Annotated in this window: 15 protein-coding genes; 10 read left to right on the top strand and 5 right to left on the bottom strand. The window is 72.7% G+C overall.

Annotated features, from left to right (window positions below; all coding sequences use genetic code 11):
- Positions 1-23: 23 nt before the first annotated feature.
- The 5 genes from ASD48_RS26290 (at position 24) to ASD48_RS26270 (ending at position 6,400) form a co-directional block, all read left to right on the top strand.
- Positions 24-863: a (2Fe-2S)-binding protein gene (locus tag ASD48_RS26290; RefSeq protein WP_057604366.1), complete on the top strand. Its 840-nt coding sequence runs from the start codon at positions 24-26 to the stop codon at positions 861-863.
- Between the two features lie 39 nt (positions 864-902).
- A complete protein-coding gene (gene glgA, locus ASD48_RS26285) occupies positions 903-2,054 on the top strand; it encodes a glycogen synthase (protein WP_057604174.1) in 1,152 nt (383 codons plus the stop codon).
- Between the two features lie 50 nt (positions 2,055-2,104).
- Entirely contained in the window at positions 2,105-3,325 is a 1,221-nt protein-coding gene (gene glgC / locus ASD48_RS26280) for a glucose-1-phosphate adenylyltransferase (protein ID WP_057604173.1), read from the top strand.
- Positions 3,326-3,429: 104 nt separating this feature from the next.
- Positions 3,430-4,788 (top strand): wax ester/triacylglycerol synthase family O-acyltransferase, encoded by a 1,359-nt coding sequence (locus ASD48_RS26275; protein WP_057604172.1) that lies wholly within the window; start codon positions 3,430-3,432, stop codon positions 4,786-4,788.
- Between the two features lie 103 nt (positions 4,789-4,891).
- The gene (locus ASD48_RS26270) at positions 4,892-6,400 is read left to right on the top strand and encodes an SDR family NAD(P)-dependent oxidoreductase (protein WP_057604171.1); all 1,509 of its coding nucleotides are present in this window, start codon (positions 4,892-4,894) and stop codon (positions 6,398-6,400) included.
- 160 nt (positions 6,401-6,560) lie between these two features.
- Here ASD48_RS26270 and ASD48_RS26265 read toward each other — a convergent pair whose 3' ends face one another.
- Both ASD48_RS26265 and ASD48_RS26260 read right to left on the bottom strand, forming a co-directional pair.
- Positions 6,561-7,319 (bottom strand): SDR family oxidoreductase, encoded by a 759-nt coding sequence (locus ASD48_RS26265; RefSeq protein WP_057604170.1) that lies wholly within the window; start codon positions 7,317-7,319, stop codon positions 6,561-6,563.
- A gap of 25 nt (positions 7,320-7,344) precedes the next feature.
- Positions 7,345-7,794, bottom strand: coding sequence for a hypothetical protein (locus tag ASD48_RS26260; RefSeq protein WP_057604169.1), 450 nt, complete (start codon positions 7,792-7,794; stop codon positions 7,345-7,347).
- 483 nt (positions 7,795-8,277) lie between these two features.
- Here ASD48_RS26260 and ASD48_RS43675 point away from each other — a divergent pair, with 483 nt between their 5' ends.
- On the top strand, positions 8,278-8,451 hold the full coding sequence (locus tag ASD48_RS43675) for a hypothetical protein (protein WP_107104397.1): 174 nt from the start codon (positions 8,278-8,280) through the stop codon (positions 8,449-8,451).
- 64 nt (positions 8,452-8,515) lie between these two features.
- Here ASD48_RS43675 and ASD48_RS26255 read toward each other — a convergent pair whose 3' ends face one another.
- Both ASD48_RS26255 and ASD48_RS26250 read right to left on the bottom strand, forming a co-directional pair.
- On the bottom strand, positions 8,516-9,859 hold the full coding sequence (locus ASD48_RS26255; protein ID WP_057604168.1) for an amidase: 1,344 nt from the start codon (positions 9,857-9,859) through the stop codon (positions 8,516-8,518).
- A gap of 122 nt (positions 9,860-9,981) precedes the next feature.
- On the bottom strand, positions 9,982-10,698 hold the full coding sequence (locus tag ASD48_RS26250; protein WP_057604167.1) for an FCD domain-containing protein: 717 nt from the start codon (positions 10,696-10,698) through the stop codon (positions 9,982-9,984).
- Between the two features lie 188 nt (positions 10,699-10,886).
- Here ASD48_RS26250 and ASD48_RS26245 point away from each other — a divergent pair, with 188 nt between their 5' ends.
- The 4 genes from ASD48_RS26245 to ASD48_RS26230 are packed head-to-tail and all read left to right on the top strand — an operon-like array spanning position 10,887 to position 13,739.
- Positions 10,887-11,642, top strand: coding sequence for an SDR family oxidoreductase (locus ASD48_RS26245; protein WP_057604166.1), 756 nt, complete (start codon positions 10,887-10,889; stop codon positions 11,640-11,642).
- Positions 11,639-12,607, top strand: a complete 969-nt coding sequence (locus ASD48_RS26240; RefSeq protein ID WP_057604165.1) for an aldo/keto reductase — start codon at positions 11,639-11,641, stop codon at positions 12,605-12,607. The genes ASD48_RS26245 and ASD48_RS26240 overlap by 4 nt, the downstream gene beginning before the upstream one ends.
- Positions 12,604-12,918: an L-rhamnose mutarotase gene (locus ASD48_RS26235; RefSeq protein ID WP_057604164.1), complete on the top strand. Its 315-nt coding sequence runs from the start codon at positions 12,604-12,606 to the stop codon at positions 12,916-12,918. Before ASD48_RS26240 ends, ASD48_RS26235 begins: the two co-directional genes overlap by 4 nt.
- Positions 12,915-13,739 (top strand): amidohydrolase family protein, encoded by an 825-nt coding sequence (locus ASD48_RS26230; protein WP_057604163.1) that lies wholly within the window; start codon positions 12,915-12,917, stop codon positions 13,737-13,739. The genes ASD48_RS26235 and ASD48_RS26230 overlap by 4 nt, the downstream gene beginning before the upstream one ends.
- Here the strand turns inward: ASD48_RS26230 and ASD48_RS26225 are convergent.
- On the bottom strand, positions 13,727-15,148 hold the full coding sequence (locus tag ASD48_RS26225; RefSeq protein WP_057604365.1) for a lipase maturation factor family protein: 1,422 nt from the start codon (positions 15,146-15,148) through the stop codon (positions 13,727-13,729). The two genes, ASD48_RS26230 and ASD48_RS26225, sit on opposite strands and share 13 nt — an antisense overlap.
- Between the last annotated feature and the right edge of the window lie 56 nt (positions 15,149-15,204).

Here is a 15,204-nt window from a genome sequence, read left to right as displayed (position 1 = left end):
CGCCCTTGGTACTACTGCACTTCGTGGACCTCGACCCCGATCTCGCCGCGCTGCGCCCGCTCGGCCCGTTCTTCGCCCTGCGCACCCGACCGGACGGCACAGGAGCGCCGGCAGTGCCACCGCCTACCCTCACGCGGGCCTACGGGGCGCCGACCCGCCGGGAGACCCCCGGGAGCGCGGCACCGGACGTCCACGGGGATCCGCTGGCCTTCCGGGTCCGCAAGGTGACCCGGGCCCTGCGCGCCCCCGAGGACCGGATCGCGGCCTCGGTGGCGCAGCAGGGCCTCGCGGCCCGCCTCTGGTCGGTGGCACTGGGCTGTGCCGTCCTGTACGGCGGCATTCCCGACCTCGCGCCGGGGCTGCTGTGCTGGGACCCGGACGCGGCCGCCCCGGACGACCTGTGGCTGACCGAGGTGCGGGCCCGGCCGGGGGACGCGGCGACCGTGGCCGCGACGGTCCTCGACGGCCACCTCGAACCCCTCTCCGCCGCGCTGCGCGCCCGCGTTCCGGTCGCGCCGGGCCTGCTGCGGGGCAACTCCGGATCCGCGCTGGCCGGGGCCGCCCGCCAACTGGAGGCGTGGGCCCGTACACACGGCCGTCCGGGCGCCGCCGCACGCGCGCGTGCCCTCACCGCGGAACTGTTCACCCACCCCCTTCTCGCCGACACCGGGACCTTCCTCGCCGACACCGGGACCCCTCTGACGGACACCGGGACGCTCCTCGCGGACGCCGGGACCTCGGCCGGTACCGCCTTCCGCCGCCGCAGCTGCTGCCTGTACTACCGGGTGCCCGGCGGGGGCGTCTGCGGCGACTGTTGCTTCATACGACCCCCGCGCTCTTCCCCCCGCGCCCCGTCTGGGTGACCATGAAAGGAGCCGATCGCCGAGAGTGGGGGTTCCGGGGTGCGAGTGGGACTGCTGACCCGGGAGTATCCCCCGGACGTGTACGGCGGTGCGGGCGTCCATGTGGAGTTCCTGGCCCGTGAGTTGCGGCGGCTCGTCGACCTCGACGTGCACTGCTGGGGCGAGGGCCGCACCGAGGGCGTCCAGCGGCATCGCCCCTGGTCCGCGCTGGACGGCGCCAACGACGCGCTGCGCACCTTCTCCGTGGACCTCGCCATGGCGGCGGCCCTGGAAGGCCGCGAGCTCGTCCACTCCCACACCTGGTACGCCAACCTCGCCGGCCACCTCGCCAAGGAGCTGTACGGCGTCCCGCACGTGGTGACCGCGCACTCGCTGGAGCCCCTGCGGCCCTGGAAGGCCGAGCAACTCGGCGGCGGTTACGCCCTGTCGAGCTGGGCCGAGCGGACCGCGGTGGAGGCCGCAGACGCGGTGATCGCCGTCTCCGGAGCGATGCGCGAGGACATTCTCACCTGCTATCCGACGCTCGCCCCGGACCGGGTCCACGTCGTTCACAACGGCATCGACACCGTTCTCTACCGTCCCGATCACGGCACCGACGCCCTCACCCGGATCGGCCTCGACCCGGACCGCCCGTTCGTGCTGTTCGTCGGCCGCATCACCCGGCAGAAGGGCGTGCCCCATCTGCTGCGCGCGGTCCGGGACATCGACCCCGCGGCGCAGGTCGTGCTCTGCGCGGGAGCGCCCGACACCCCCGAGATCGACCAGGAGTTCCGCGACCTCTTCGCCGGGCTGAGCCGGACCCGGGACGGTGTGCACTGGATCCCGACGATGCTGCCGCGCCCCGAGGTGATCCAACTTCTCACGCACGCCGCCGTGTTCGTCTGCCCCTCGGTGTACGAACCGCTCGGCATCGTCAATCTGGAGGCGATGGCCTGCGGCACTCCCGTGGTGGCCTCCCGGGTCGGGGGCATCCCCGAGGTCGTCGAGGACGGGGTGACCGGGACCCTCGTGGAGGTGGACGACGATTTCGAGGCGGGCCTCGCACGGGCGCTGGACGCGGTCCTCGGCGATCCGGCGGCCGCCCGCCGGATGGGCGAGGCCGGGCGGGCGCGCGCGGTGGGGGAGTTCGGCTGGGACGCGGTGGCCCGGCGGACGGCCGGGCTGTACGAGGAGATCGTCAAACAGGCTTAGTTCCCCCGGCCGGGGGCAACCATGGTTCAACCAGGGTGAGGGGAGCGGCCATGCGTCGTGGTGGGCCTTCGGTGCTCGGAATCGTGCTGGCGGGTGGTGAGGGCAAACGCCTGATGCCTCTCACGGCTGACCGCGCCAAACCAGCGGTCACCTTCGGCGGCACGTACCGGCTCGTCGACTTCGTGCTGTCCAACCTGGTCAACGCGGACGTGCTGCGCATCTGTGTGCTGACGCAGTACAAGTCGCACTCGCTGGACCGGCACATCACCACCACCTGGCGGATGTCCAGCCTGCTCGGCAACTACGTCACGCCGGTCCCGGCCCAGCAGCGGCTCGGGCCGCGCTGGTACCTCGGCAGCGCCGACGCCATCCTGCAGTCGCTCAACCTGATCTACGACGAGCGGCCCGAGTACGTGGCCGTGTTCGGCGCCGACCACGTGTACCGCATGGATCCGCGCCAGATGCTCACCCAGCACATCGACAGCGGCGCGGGCGTGACCGTGGCCGGGATCCGGGTCCCGCGTGCCGAGTCCTCCTCCTTCGGGGTGATCACCCCGGGCTCGGACGGGCTGACGGTCGAGCGCTTCCTGGAGAAGCCGGCCGACCCGCCGGGGCTCGTCGACGACCCGGAGTCCGTGTTCGCGTCGATGGGCAACTACATCTTCTCCACCAAGGCGCTCATCGAGGCGCTCCAGCGCGACGCCGAGGACGAGAGCTCCGTCCACGACATGGGCGGCTCGATCCTGCCCCAGCTCACCCAGCGCGGCGAGGCCCAGCTGTACGACTTCCACGACAACCACGTGCCCGGCGAGACCACCCGGGACCAGGGCTACTGGCGGGACGTCGGCACGCTCGACGCGTACTACGACGCCCATATGGACCTGATAGCCGAGCGCCCGGCCTTCAACCTGTACAACCGCAGCTGGCCCATCTACACCCACTCGGGCCAGCTGTCACCCGCGCGTTTCAACGCGGGCGGTATCGCCGGCGAGTCGATCATCAGTTCGGGTTGCCTGATCCGCGGACAGGTCACCCGCTCGGTGCTCTCACCGGGTGTGGTGGTCGACCCGGGGGCGGTCGTGCAGGGCTCGATCCTGCACGACAACGTGCACATCGGACGGGGTGCGGTCGTGCGCGGGGCGGTGCTCGACAAGAACGTGGAGGTGCCCCCGGGTGCGACCATCGGCGTGAACCCGGAGCGCGACGCGGAGCTGTACACGGTGTCGAAGGGCGGCGTGATTGCCCTGGGTAAGGGCCAGCAGGTGTCCTGAACTTAATGCGCTGTTAACTGTGTGTAGCTTGATCGTACTTGACCGTAATCGCCCGGGCGCGCTTGACTGATGGCCTCCACTCTTAGCCGACGCGAGGCAAGCCCTTGACTGCTGATGATCTGCTGGCCCCCCTCGACCTGGCGTTCTGGAACCTCGAGTCGGCCGAGCACCCCATGCACCTGGGAGCGCTCGGCGTCTTCACGGCGCAGTCGCCCACCGCGGGCGCCCACGCCGCCGACCTCCTCGCGGCCCGGGCCGCCGCCGTTCCCGGACTGCGCATGCGGATCCGGGACCTGTGGCGGCCGTTCGACCGCTCGGAACCGTTCGATCTGCGCCGCTCGCTCTCCTTCGGCGGCGCGACCCGGGAGCCGGACCCCGACTTCGACCCCCTGCACCACGTCACGCTGCACGCGCCCGCCGCCGACTTCCAGGCCGAGGCCGGGCGGCTCATGGAACGCCCCCTGGAGCGCGGCCGCCCGCCCTGGGAGGCCCATGTCCTGCCCGACGCCGAGGGCGGCCGCTTCGCCGTGCTCTTCAAGTTCCACCACGCCCTCGCGGACGGACTGCGTGCCCTGACCCTGGCCGCGGCCGTCCTCGACCCGATGGATCTGCCCGCCCCCCGCCCGCGCCCCGCCGAACCGGCCCGCGGGGCCCTCCCCGACGTGCGCAGACTGCCCGGCCTGCTGCGCGGAGCCGTCTCCGACGTGGGCCGTGCCCTCGACATCGGCGCCTCCGTCGCCGTGCACACCCTGGGCATGCGCCCCACCCCCGCCCTCACCGCCTCGGCCACCGGTACCCGCCGCACCGCCGGAGTCGTCATCGACCTCGACGACGTGCACCGGATCCGCAAGGTCGCCGGCGGCACCGTCAACGACGTGCTGATCGCGGTCGTCGCCGGAGCCCTGCGCCGCTGGCTCGACGAACGCGGCGACGGCAGCGAGGGCGTCGTGCCGCGCGCGCTGATCCCCGTCTCCAAGCGCCGCCCGCGCACCGCCCATCCCCAGGGCAACCGGCTCTCCGGGTACCTGATGCGGCTTCCCGTGGACGACCCGGACCCGCTGCGCCGCCTCGCCACCGTCCGCGCCGCCATGGACCGCAACAAGGATGCCGGCCCCGGCCGGGGCGCCGGTGCCGTCGCCCTGCTCGCCGACCACGTCCCCGCCCTCGGTCACCGCCTCGGCGGCCCGCTGGTCGGCCACGCCGCCCGGCTCTGGTTCGACATCCTCGTCACCAGCGTGCCCCTGCCCGGCTTCGGCCTGAAGCTCGGCGGGAACCCGGTGACCGAGGTCTTCCCGTACGCCCCGCTCGCCCGCGGCCAGGCCCTCGCGGTCGCCGTCTCCACCTACCGCGGCCAGATCCACTACGGGCTCGTCGCCGACGCCGAGGCGGTCCCCGACCTCGACCGGTTCGCCCGCGCACTGACCGCCGAGGTGGAGACGCTCATCACGGCCTGCGGCTCTTGACGGGAACGGGTTTGGAGGAGCGGCCCGGCGCTCCGTAAAATTCGTCCTTCGAGGGCGGACTCGGTCGGAGCGCCGCACGGGTGATCAGGGAAGCGGCAGCGCGATGACGGTGACAGAGGACGGCTCGACGGGGGTCACGGAGGAGGTCGTGGACGAGGTCGTGTACGGGCCCGGCATCGACCCGGAGCGGCTCGCCGTCTGCCTCGCCGTGCTGGACGAACTCGACAAGCTGGACGTCGACCACCCCGACGCGATCGCCGTGCGCCGGGCCACCGCCGGCGTCTACCGCACCGTGAAGCAGCGGCGCCGCCAGGACCGCCGGGCCGCCAAGACCGCCCACGACAAGGCGGTCACCGAGGCCACCGCGACCGGCTCCGCCCAGCGCATCGATGACGAGACCGAGGGCATCCTGCCGTCCTCGGTCACCGAGGAGGGCCGGATCGCCGGGATACTCCAGCGCCCGCGCTCCTGCTACACCTGCAAGACCCGGTACGTCGAGGTCGACTACTTCTACCACCAGCTCTGTCCCGAGTGCGCCCGCCTGAACCGCGACAAGCGCGACGTACGCGCCGACCTCACCGGCAAGCGGGCCCTGCTCACCGGCGGCCGCGCCAAGATCGGCATGTACATCGCGCTGCGGCTGCTGCGGGACGGCGCGCACACGACGATCACGACCCGCTTCCCCAAGGACGCCATCCGCCGCTTCAAGGCCATGGACGACTCGGGGGACTGGATGCACCGCCTGGAGGTCGTCGGCATCGACCTGCGCGACCCGGCGCAGGCCGTGGCCCTCGCCGACCAGATCGCCGAGGCGGGCCCGCTCGACATCCTCGTCAACAACGCGACGCAGACCGTACGGCGACTGCCCTCCGCGTACGCCGCGCTGGTCGACGGCGAGAGCGCGCCGCTGCCCGCCGGTGAGCTGCCCGCCCACCATGTGATCGGCGCCTTCGGCTCCGGCGCGGTCGACGGGCTGGCCGCCCTGCCCGCCGGGGTCTCCGGCATCGACGCCCAGCAGGTCGCCGACCTCGCCCTGGTCGCGGGCAACGCCAGCATCGCCCGGCACCTCGACGGCACCGCCATCGACGCGGGCGGTCTGCTCCCCGACGTCGTCGACAGCAACACCTGGGTGCAGACCATCGAGCAGATCTCCCCGGTCGAGCTCCTCGAGACCCAGCTGTGCAACTACACGGCGCCGTTCATCCTGATCAGCAAGCTCCGCCCGGCCATGGCCGACGCCGCCAGGAAGGCGACGAGCGGCCGTGCGTACGTCGTCAACGTCTCGGCGATGGAGGGTGTCTTCGGCCGCGGCTACAAGGGCGCCGGCCACCCGAACACCAACGCCGCCAAGGCCGCGATGAACATGGTGACGCGGACCAGCGGCCAGGAGATGTTCCAGTCCGACGGCATCCTCATGACCTCGGTCGACACCGGCTGGATCACCGACGAGCGCCCGCACTACGACAAGCTGCGTCTCGCCGAGGAGGGTTTCCACGCCCCGCTCGACCTGGTCGACGGCGCGGCCCGCGTCTACGACCCGATCGTGCGCGGCGAGCAGGGTGAGGACCTGTACGGGGTGTTCCTGAAGGACTACGCGCCCGGTAAGTGGTAGGTCCGCTCGGTGGCCGGTGGCCGGTGGCCGGTGGCCGGTGGCCGGTGCCGGTGGCGGGTTATGGGCTGTGGGGGCCGATCGCACGGTTCCCCGCAACCCGCAACGCGCAACCCGCAACCCGCGACTCGTGCCCGCGACTCGTGCCCGCGCCCCGCGCTTCTCAGGTGGCGATGTGCGCCCGGCGCACCCTCGTGCCGCCGTCCACCAGCAGGTCCGCCCCGGTGATCCACTTCGCCTCTTCGGAGCACAGCCAGACCACCGCTCGTGCCACGTCGTCCGGTTCCCCGATCCGGCCCAGCGGCAGGGCCGCCGCCAACTCCTTCTCTCCCGGCTCCCATACGAACCGGGCCATCTCGGTGCGTACCAGGCCGGGGGAGACGGAGTTCACCCGCACTCCCGGTCCCAGTTCGCCCGCGAGCTGCTCGGTGAGGTGGAGGAGGGCCGCCTTGCTGGTGCCGTAGGCGCCGACGCCGGGTCCGACGTGGCCCGCGCCCTCCGTGCAGATGTTGACGACCACGCCGCCGTGCTCACGCATCCAGCCCCGCCACGCGCACTGCACCAGCCGCAGCGGCGCCTCGACGTTCACCGTGAACGCCTCCCGCCAGGCGCCGGGATCGGCGTCCATGAGCGGTCCGTAGGGCTGGTTGGTCGCCGCGTTGTTGACCAGCACGTCCAGCCGGCCGAAGGTGTCCAGGCACAGTTGGGCCAGCTTCCGGGGGTGCCCGGGGCCCCCGACGTCACCGGCCAGTCCGACGCCGTCCAGCTCGCCGGCCGCGCGGCGCACCCGCTCCGGATCCCGCGCGCTCACGCACACCCGCGCCCCGGCGTCGGCGAGCGCCCGCGCCACCGCCCAGCCGATCCCGCGTGTGGCCCCCGTGACGACGGCGGCCCTGCCCCGCAACCCGTACGACGACGTCATCGGCGTACCGTCTCATGACGGTCCGTCAGTCGACAGCCCCGAGACGCGAGTTCCGTGCCGCGACCAGTTCCAGCACCGTGCGCCAGTCCTCCAGCACACCCGCGTCGAACCCGGCCGCCCGGCCGTCCTCGTCGGCCTGGCGCAGGCGGAGCAGATCGTCGTCGGCGGTGGGCTCGCGCCAGGGGTACAGGTGGACGAGACGGGAGACCCGGGGACCGAGCAGGGGGCGTACGGCCTCGGCGGCCCGTTCCGGCCGGCCGCCGGCGTCGGTGGGGCACAGCAGATGGCCGATGGGGTGGACGAGCCCGGTGAGCTGGAGCTCCTTGTCGGCGGGGCGACCGCGGCGCAGCAGTGCCGCCGTCCGGAGCGCGTGATCGTGCAGGTCGACGCCGGGCGCCCCGCGGTCCGGGGTGCCCCGCACGCCCCGGCAGGCGTACAGCAGGTCCATCAGCTCCTCGACGCTGCGCAGCTCCATGCGTCAGTCCTTCCGCGAGACCGCCGTTGCCGGACGCCAGCAGACCATGGCCTGCTTGCGACCGGACGAACGGCACTTGAACTGAGCCACGAGTTCACGGGCGCATGCGCGGCCCCCTGGGCCGCCACGCCCGGCAATATCCCCCGGACGGGTGAATCCAGAAGGTGCATCAGGGTGCAAAAAGGTTCAATTCACCTGCGGTGACATACGGGTGACTTGCCATGGTTACCCCAAATTTTCAGCCCTATCGAGCGGCCATCCGCTCATTTGGTTAATGTGTAGCGGACGGACAGCAGTACGGAGTGCCACCCACACCCACGGTCCGTCATGGGACAGGCCGCTTCACAACGGCTCGCCCTCCAAGAAGTTGCCGGCGCCACCGCGTCCTCGACCGACTTGAGCCAGGCCCGAGGGAGCGTCAGGCGCCGGACCGCAGACTGGCCGGCACGCCCCGAGGGTGACCCGACACATAAGGAGTGCGCGGTGACACCGGAGAAGACGAATCGCGAGCAACGTCCCAAGGAACGCCCGGAGCGGGCCGGCCGTCGGCCCGGAGAGATCCGCAGCCTCGACGTGTGGGCCCGCTCCGCCCCCATCCGCCTGGCGGGCTACGAGGAGGACCTCGCCGAGCCCCACATCCTGCCCAGCGTGGACTGACCGCTCGCGGTCGCCCGGCCTGGGTGTGCGCCAGGCACACCCACGCCGGGCCCGCTCTCTCCGCTCAGTCGAGCGGAGCCGTCCGCCGCCACGGACGAAGGCTCTCCAACTGCTCCGCCAGCCGCAGCAGTTCGCCCTCCCGCCCCGGCAGGCCCACCAGCTGCACCGCGGTGGGCGCACCGGAGGCCAGCGTGCCGAAGGGGACCGCCATGGCGGGCCAGCCGGTCAGGTTCCACGGCGGCGTCAGCGGCGAGTAGTTCGTGTTCACCAGGACGTTGCGCAGCCAGCCCCGCTCGTGCCACGGCACCGACCTCGGTGAGCGTCGCGCCAGCGCCGGAGTGAGCAGCACGTCGTACTCCGCGAAGAACGGCTCGAGGCGTCGGCGCAGCGCCTCCCGTGCCGAGCCGCCCCGCACCCCGGACAGGAAGCGCCGGCCGACGGCCGCGTGCACCCGGGTGCGCCGTGCCAGCAGCCGCGGGTCGAGGCCGGCGGCGTCCACCGCCGTACCCGCCGTCCAGTGCGCGAGCGAGGTGACACCCAGCGACAGCGGATACGGCGGCTCGGCCCGTTCCACATGGTGTCCGGCCCGGACCAGCACCCCTGCGGCGTCCCGTGCGGCGCCCGTGCACGGCTTGCTCACCGTGACCCCGGCCAGCGGGCTCCGCACGGATACGGCGATCTTCAGCGCACCGGGTTCCCTCGCCGCCGCGACATCGGTGCCCGCGAGGACCGACAGCATCAGCCGGGTGTCCTCGACCGTCGTCGCCAGCGGGCCGTTCTCCGACATCCCGAACCAGTCGCCCTCGCCGATCCCGGCCGGCACCACCCCGTGGCCGGGCTTGATGGTCACCAGGCCGCAGTTGGCGGCCGGGATGCGCAGCGAACCCATGCCGTCGTTGCCGAGGGCGATCGGCACCATGCCCGCGGCGACCGCCGCCGCGCTGCCGCCCGACGAACCGCCCGCCGTGCGGGAGGTGTCCCAGGGATTGCGGGCGGTTCCGTGCACGCCCTCCGTGGTGCCGAAGACGCACAGCTCCGGCACATTGGTCAGGCCCACGACCACCGCACCGGCCGCCCGCAGCCGGGCCACCGTCACATGGTCGGCGTCGGCCTGGGTGTCCGGCGTCGCGGCCGAGCCGACCCGGGTCGACTCGCCCCGCACACCGAGGTTGTCCTTGACCGCCACCGGCACGCCGGCCAGGGGCAGTCCGGTCAGGTCGCCCTGGGCGGCCAGCGCGTCGGCCTCGGCCAGGGCGGCTCGGGCCCGCACCGTGCGGAACGCTCCGATCCGGCCGTCCAGCCGCTCGATCCGCGCGAGGTGCTCGGCCACCACCTCACGCGGCGTGACCTCCTTCGCGCGGACGGCGGCGGCGATCTCGACGGCGGTCCGGCCGACCCAGCTGGTCACAGGCAGCTCCCTCGGTGTGCGTGCACTACTGGTGAGTACGTAGGAGAACTCTGCCCCGCCGGGAGCCTCGCGTCGAGAGGCTGCCACGTCGGGAGACTGCCGCGTCGGGATACGGCCGTGGCTCAGGGACCCACCTGCCCCCTGAGCCACTCCTCCACCTCCGCTACGTGGGCGGCCGCCGCCGCCCGGGCGGCCTCCGGGTCACGGGCGGCCAGCGCGCGGTGGATCGCGGCGTGTTCGCGGCGGGTCCGGGCGAAGGCGCCCTCCTCCTGATAGCCGCGCCAGACACGGGCCCGGAAGGTGCGTGAGGAGAGGCCCTCCAGGATCGCCGCCATCGTCTCGTTGCCGGCCGCCTCCGCGATCACCCGGTGGAACTCCAGGTCGTGCGCGAGGATCTCCTCCGCGTCGTCCGTCGCGTTCATCGCCGCCAGATGCCCCTCCACGACGGCCAGCTGCTCCGGGGTGATGCGGGCCGCGGCCAGTGCGGTGGCCGTGGCCTCCAGCACGCGGCGCACCTGGAGCAGTTCGACCAGACGCGGACCCCGCGACAGATCGGCCACCACCCCGAACGTCTCCAGCAGGTCCCCCGCCTCCAGCGCGGTGACGTAGATCCCGGAACCGTGCCGTGCCTCCAGCACCCCCAGCACCGTGAGCGCCCGGATCGCCTCGCGCATCGAGCTGCGGGAGATGCCCAGCTCGACCGCGAGCTCGCGTTCGGTCGGCAGCCGCTGGCCGGGTTCCAGCGACCCGTCGGTGATCATCGCCTTGATCCGCTCGATGGCGCGCTGCGTCACCGTGCCCTTCGGGACGGCGGTCCCGCTGCGCGGAGTGTCTTCCACGTGGCCCTCTCCTCCTCGCCGGTGCGCCGCGATCCCCGACCGATGTGGTCGGACCACTTGGGCAGGCAACTCGCCAAAAAGCTACCCGGGGGGTGTTGTGGAGCGGAAGTGGTCTGATAAATATTCGGCACGTATCCCGCCGGCGACTTCCGGGCCGCCGACCTCGTGATCCGGAAGGAGAAGGCGGCGTGAGCGACTTCGAAGGGCTGACGGCCCTGGTGACGGGGGGCGGCTCCGGCATCGGCCGGGCGACCGCGGAGCTCCTGGCAGAGCGCGGTGCCCGGGTCGCCGTCCTCGACCTGGACCCGTCGGGGGTGGAGAAACCGCTCCGCGGATATCTCGCCGACGTGACCGACGACGCCTCCGTGCGGTCGGCGGTCGCGGCCGCCGTCACCGACCTCGGAGGGCTGGACGTCCTGGTCAACAACGCGGGTGTCGGCGCCCAGGGCACCGTCGAGGACAACGACGACGCCGAATGGCACCGGGTCCTCGACGTCAACGTCCTCGGCATGGTCCGCACGGCCCGCGCCGTCCTGCCCCACCTGAGGCGCTCCTCGCACGCGGCGATCGTCAACACCTGCTCCATCGCCGCCACCGCCGGTCTGCCGCAGCGTGCCCTCTACAGCGCGACCAAGGGCGCGGTGTACTCGCTGACCCTCGCCATGGCCGCCGACCACGTACGCGAGGGCATCCGCGTCAACTGCGTCAACCCCGGCACGGCGGACACACCGTGGATCGGCCGGCTGCTCGACGCGGCCGACGACCCGGCCGCCGAGCGCGCCGCCCTGGAGGCACGCCAGCCCAGCGGACGGCTGGTCGGCGCGCACGAGGTCGCGGGTGCCATCGCCTACCTGGCGAGCCCCCTGTCCGGCGCCACCACCGGCACCTCCCTCGCCGTCGACGGCGGGATGCAGGGCCTGCGGCTGCGGCCGGCGGGCCGGTGAACACGCTCGGGCGCAGTGGCGTCCCGGTCACTCCGCTCGCCTTCGGCGCCGCCGTCATCGGCAACCTCTTCACCGAGGTCGGCGAGGAGCAGGCGTACGAGGCGGTGGCCGCCGCCTGGCAGCAGGGCATCCGCTACTTCGACACGGCGCCGCACTACGGTCTCGGCCTGTCCGAACGCCGCCTCGGCGCGGCCCTGCGCGAGCACCCGCGCTCGCGGTACACGGTCTCGACCAAGGTGGGCCGCCGTCTGGAGGCCACGGACCGGGGCGGCGACGACCTGGCCGACGGCTTCGCCGTCCCCGCCACGCACCGTCGCGTCTGGGATTTCAGCGCCGACGGCGTACGACGCACCCTGGAGGCCAGTCTGGAACGACTCGGTCTCGACCGCGTGGACGTCGTCTATCTGCACGACCCCGACGACCACGCCGAACAGGCCTTCCGGGAGGGCTACCCGGCGCTGGAGAAGCTGCGCTCGGAGGGCGTCGTCGGGGCGATCGGCGCCGGGATGAACCAGGCGGAGATGCTCACCCGCTTCGTCCGGGACACGGACGTCGACGTGGTGCTGTGCGCGGGCCGCTACACGCTGCTCGACCAGCGGGCCGGGACCGAGCTGCTGCCCGCCGCCGTCGAGCGTGGCGTGTCGGTGGTCGTCGGGGGCGCCTTCAACTCCGGTCTGCTGGCCGACCCCCGGCCCGGCGCCACCTTCGACTACGCGCGGGCGCCGGCCGGGCTGCTGGACCGGGCCCTGCGGATGAAGGAGACCGCCGACCGGCACGGCATCACCCTGCGGGCCGCCGCCCTGGCGTTCTGCGCCGCCCACCCGGCCGTGGCGAGCGTCCTGGTCGGCACCCGCTCGGCGGCCGAGGTGCGGGACTGCGCCGAACAGTTCACGACCCGGGTGCCCGCCGCCTTCTGGCAGGAGCTGCGGGACACGGGACTGCTCGCCCCCGAGGAGCCGTCATGAGGGTCGCCCTGCACACCAGGGTCCGTGCGGACCGCGTCGCCGCGTACGAGGCCGCGCACCGGGAGGTGCCGAGGGAACTGACGGACGCCATCCGGGCCGCCGGCGCCACCTCCTGGACGATCTGGCGCAGCGGGACCGATCTGTTCCATGTCCTGGAGTGCGAGGACTATCCGCGCCTCCTCGCCGAGCTGGAGAAGCTTCCGGTCAACGTGGTGTGGCAGGCACGGATGGCCGAGCTGCTCGACGTGGTGCACGACTACTCCGACGAGGGAGCGGGCGCCGGCCTGGCCGTCGTCTGGGAGCTGCCGTGACCGTCGACGCGCACCACCACGTCTGGGACCTGTCGGTACGGGACCAGGACTGGATCGCCGAAGGCAGCCCGCTCCGGCGGGACTTCACCGTCGACGACCTGGCGCCCGAGGCCCGCGCGGCCGGCGTCGACCGCACCGTCCTCGTCCAGACGGTCACCGTGGCCGAGGAGACCCCCGAGTTCCTCGCCCTCGCGGCCGCGAACGACCTGATCGCCGGTGTCGTCGGCTGGACCGACCTCACCCGCCCGGACATCGCCGACGAACTGGCCCGGCTGCGGGAACTCCCCGGCGGCCGGTACCTCAAGGGCATCCGCCACCAGGTCCAGGGGGAGCCGGACCCGCGCTGGCTGCTGCGCCCGGACGTGCACCGCGGGCTCACCGCACTCGCCGCCGCCGGCCTCGTCCACGACCTGGTGGTACTGCCCCACCAGCTCCCGGCCTGTGTCGAGGCGGCCGCCTCCCTGCCCGGACTCACCTTCGTCCTCGACCACCTGGGCAAGCCGCCGATCGCCTCCGCCGCGCTGGAACCCTGGGCGTCCGACGTCCGGGCCCTCGCGGCGCTGCCCAACACGGTCTGCAAGCTCTCCGGCATGGTCACCGAGGCCGACCCCGCGTCCTGGACCGCCGAGGACCTGCGCCCGTACGCGGACACGGTGCTCGACGCCTTCGGGCCGGCCCGGCTGATGTTCGGCTCGGACTGGCCGGTGTGCACACCCACCGCTTCCTACGGTGAGGTCCTGCGGCTCGCACGGCGGTTGACCGACCCGGGCGGGCACGCCGAGATCTTCGAGACCACCGCCGTCCGGGTCTACGACCTCTGAGCCGACCCCGACAGCCGCGTCGGGGGCAGGTACTCCCGCACGTAGCTGCGATGCCAGTGCGCGCCCGTCTCCCGCAGCTCCCGCCATGTGGTGCAGCGGTAGCGGAAGAGGCGGGCACGGATGTGGCGCGGGGGCTCGTCGGGTGGGAACGGGGAGCGGCGCAGCAGCCTCAGCGTGTCGCGGTCGTTCTCCAGCAGCCGTTCCACCAGGGCGGCGAACCACGCCCCGGCGTAGGCGGGGGAGAGCGCCGCGAACCACATCATCCAGTCCAGCCGCAGATGGTACGGCGCGAACTGGCGCGGCCAGTGCCGGGGATCACCGGGCTTTCCCCTGAACTCGTACTCCCGCCAGTCGGAGCCCTCGCGCGGCACGTCGTCGAGCGTGCCCTCGATCACCACCTCGTAGCGGATCCGGCTCACGCTGCCGAACGCGCCGTAGGTGTTGACCAGGTGCAGCGGATCGAAGGAGCGGTTCATCACCTGGCGGCGGGAGAGCATGTTGACCACCGGGCGGTAGCTGAGGAACAGCAGCAGCGCGGCCACCGCGAGGACCACGATCTCGTACCAGAGCGGGGTGGCGGGGGCCGACCGGTGGCCGGCGGGCAGTTCGAGCGCGGACACGGCCAGGACGACGGTGATCCAGTTCAGCCAGGCGAAGTTGCCCGACAGCACCAGCCACAGCTGGGTCGCGATCATCAGGCAGCCGGCCGCCGTCGCGATCGGCTGCGGGGCGAACAGCAGGAACGGCACCACGAGTTGGGTGAAGTGGTTGGCCGCAGCCTCCACGCGGTGCAGCGGTTTCGGCAGATGGTGGAAGAACCAGCTCAGCGGGCCGGGCATCGGCTGGGTCTCGTGGTGGTGGTAGAGACACGTCAGCTTCCGCCAGCAGGCGTCGCCGCGCATCTTGATCAGGCCCGCGCCGAACTCGACCCGGAACAGGATCCAGCGCATCAGGAAGAGCACGAGGACCGGTGGGGCCACCTCGTCGTTGCCGAGGAACACGGCGAGGAAGCCGGTCTCCAGCAGCAGGGACTCCCAGCCGAACCCGTACCAGGTCTGCCCCACGTTGACGATCGACAGATACAGCGCCCACGGCACCAGCCACAGTGACATCGCGGCCCAGAGGGGCAGCGATGCGTCCAGACCGGCGAGCAGGGCCGCCGACACCGCGCAGCCCGTCCAGGCGCAGCCCGCGAACAGGCGGTCGGAGTAGCGCCAGTGGAACAGGCTCGGCGCCCGGCGGAAGGAGACCCGCTCGACGAAGCGGGGCACCGGCAGCATCCCCCGTTCGCCGAGCAGCGCCCGGAACTGGAGGGCGGCCGTCAGGAACGCGACCAGGTAGACACCGGCCAGGGCCCGCTGGAAGACCAGGCGGCTCAGCCAGTACTCGGGTGCGGTGAACCAGTCCACGGCCGTGCGCTCCTTCTCTCCGTCCGGACCCGTGTCACTGTGCGTGGTAGCGTCCT

Source organism: Streptomyces sp. Root1310 (assembly GCF_001426425.1).
Lineage (GTDB): Bacteria > Actinomycetota > Actinomycetes > Streptomycetales > Streptomycetaceae > Streptomyces.
This window is presented reverse-complemented; position numbering and strand designations above follow the sequence as displayed.

Excerpts from the sequence above, each read along its gene's own strand:
- ASD48_RS26235 (WP_057604164.1), top strand. The coding sequence starts at position 12,604 with ATGAGGGTCGCCCTGCACACCAGGGTCCGTGCGGACCGCGTCGCCGCG.
- ASD48_RS26265 (WP_057604170.1), bottom strand. The coding sequence starts at position 7,319 with ATGACGTCGTCGTACGGGTTGCGGGGCAGGGCCGCCGTCGTCACGGGG.
- ASD48_RS26270 (WP_057604171.1), top strand. The coding sequence starts at position 4,892 with ATGACGGTGACAGAGGACGGCTCGACGGGGGTCACGGAGGAGGTCGTG.
- ASD48_RS26260 (WP_057604169.1), bottom strand. The coding sequence starts at position 7,794 with ATGGAGCTGCGCAGCGTCGAGGAGCTGATGGACCTGCTGTACGCCTGC.
- glgC (WP_057604173.1), top strand. The coding sequence starts at position 2,105 with ATGCGTCGTGGTGGGCCTTCGGTGCTCGGAATCGTGCTGGCGGGTGGT.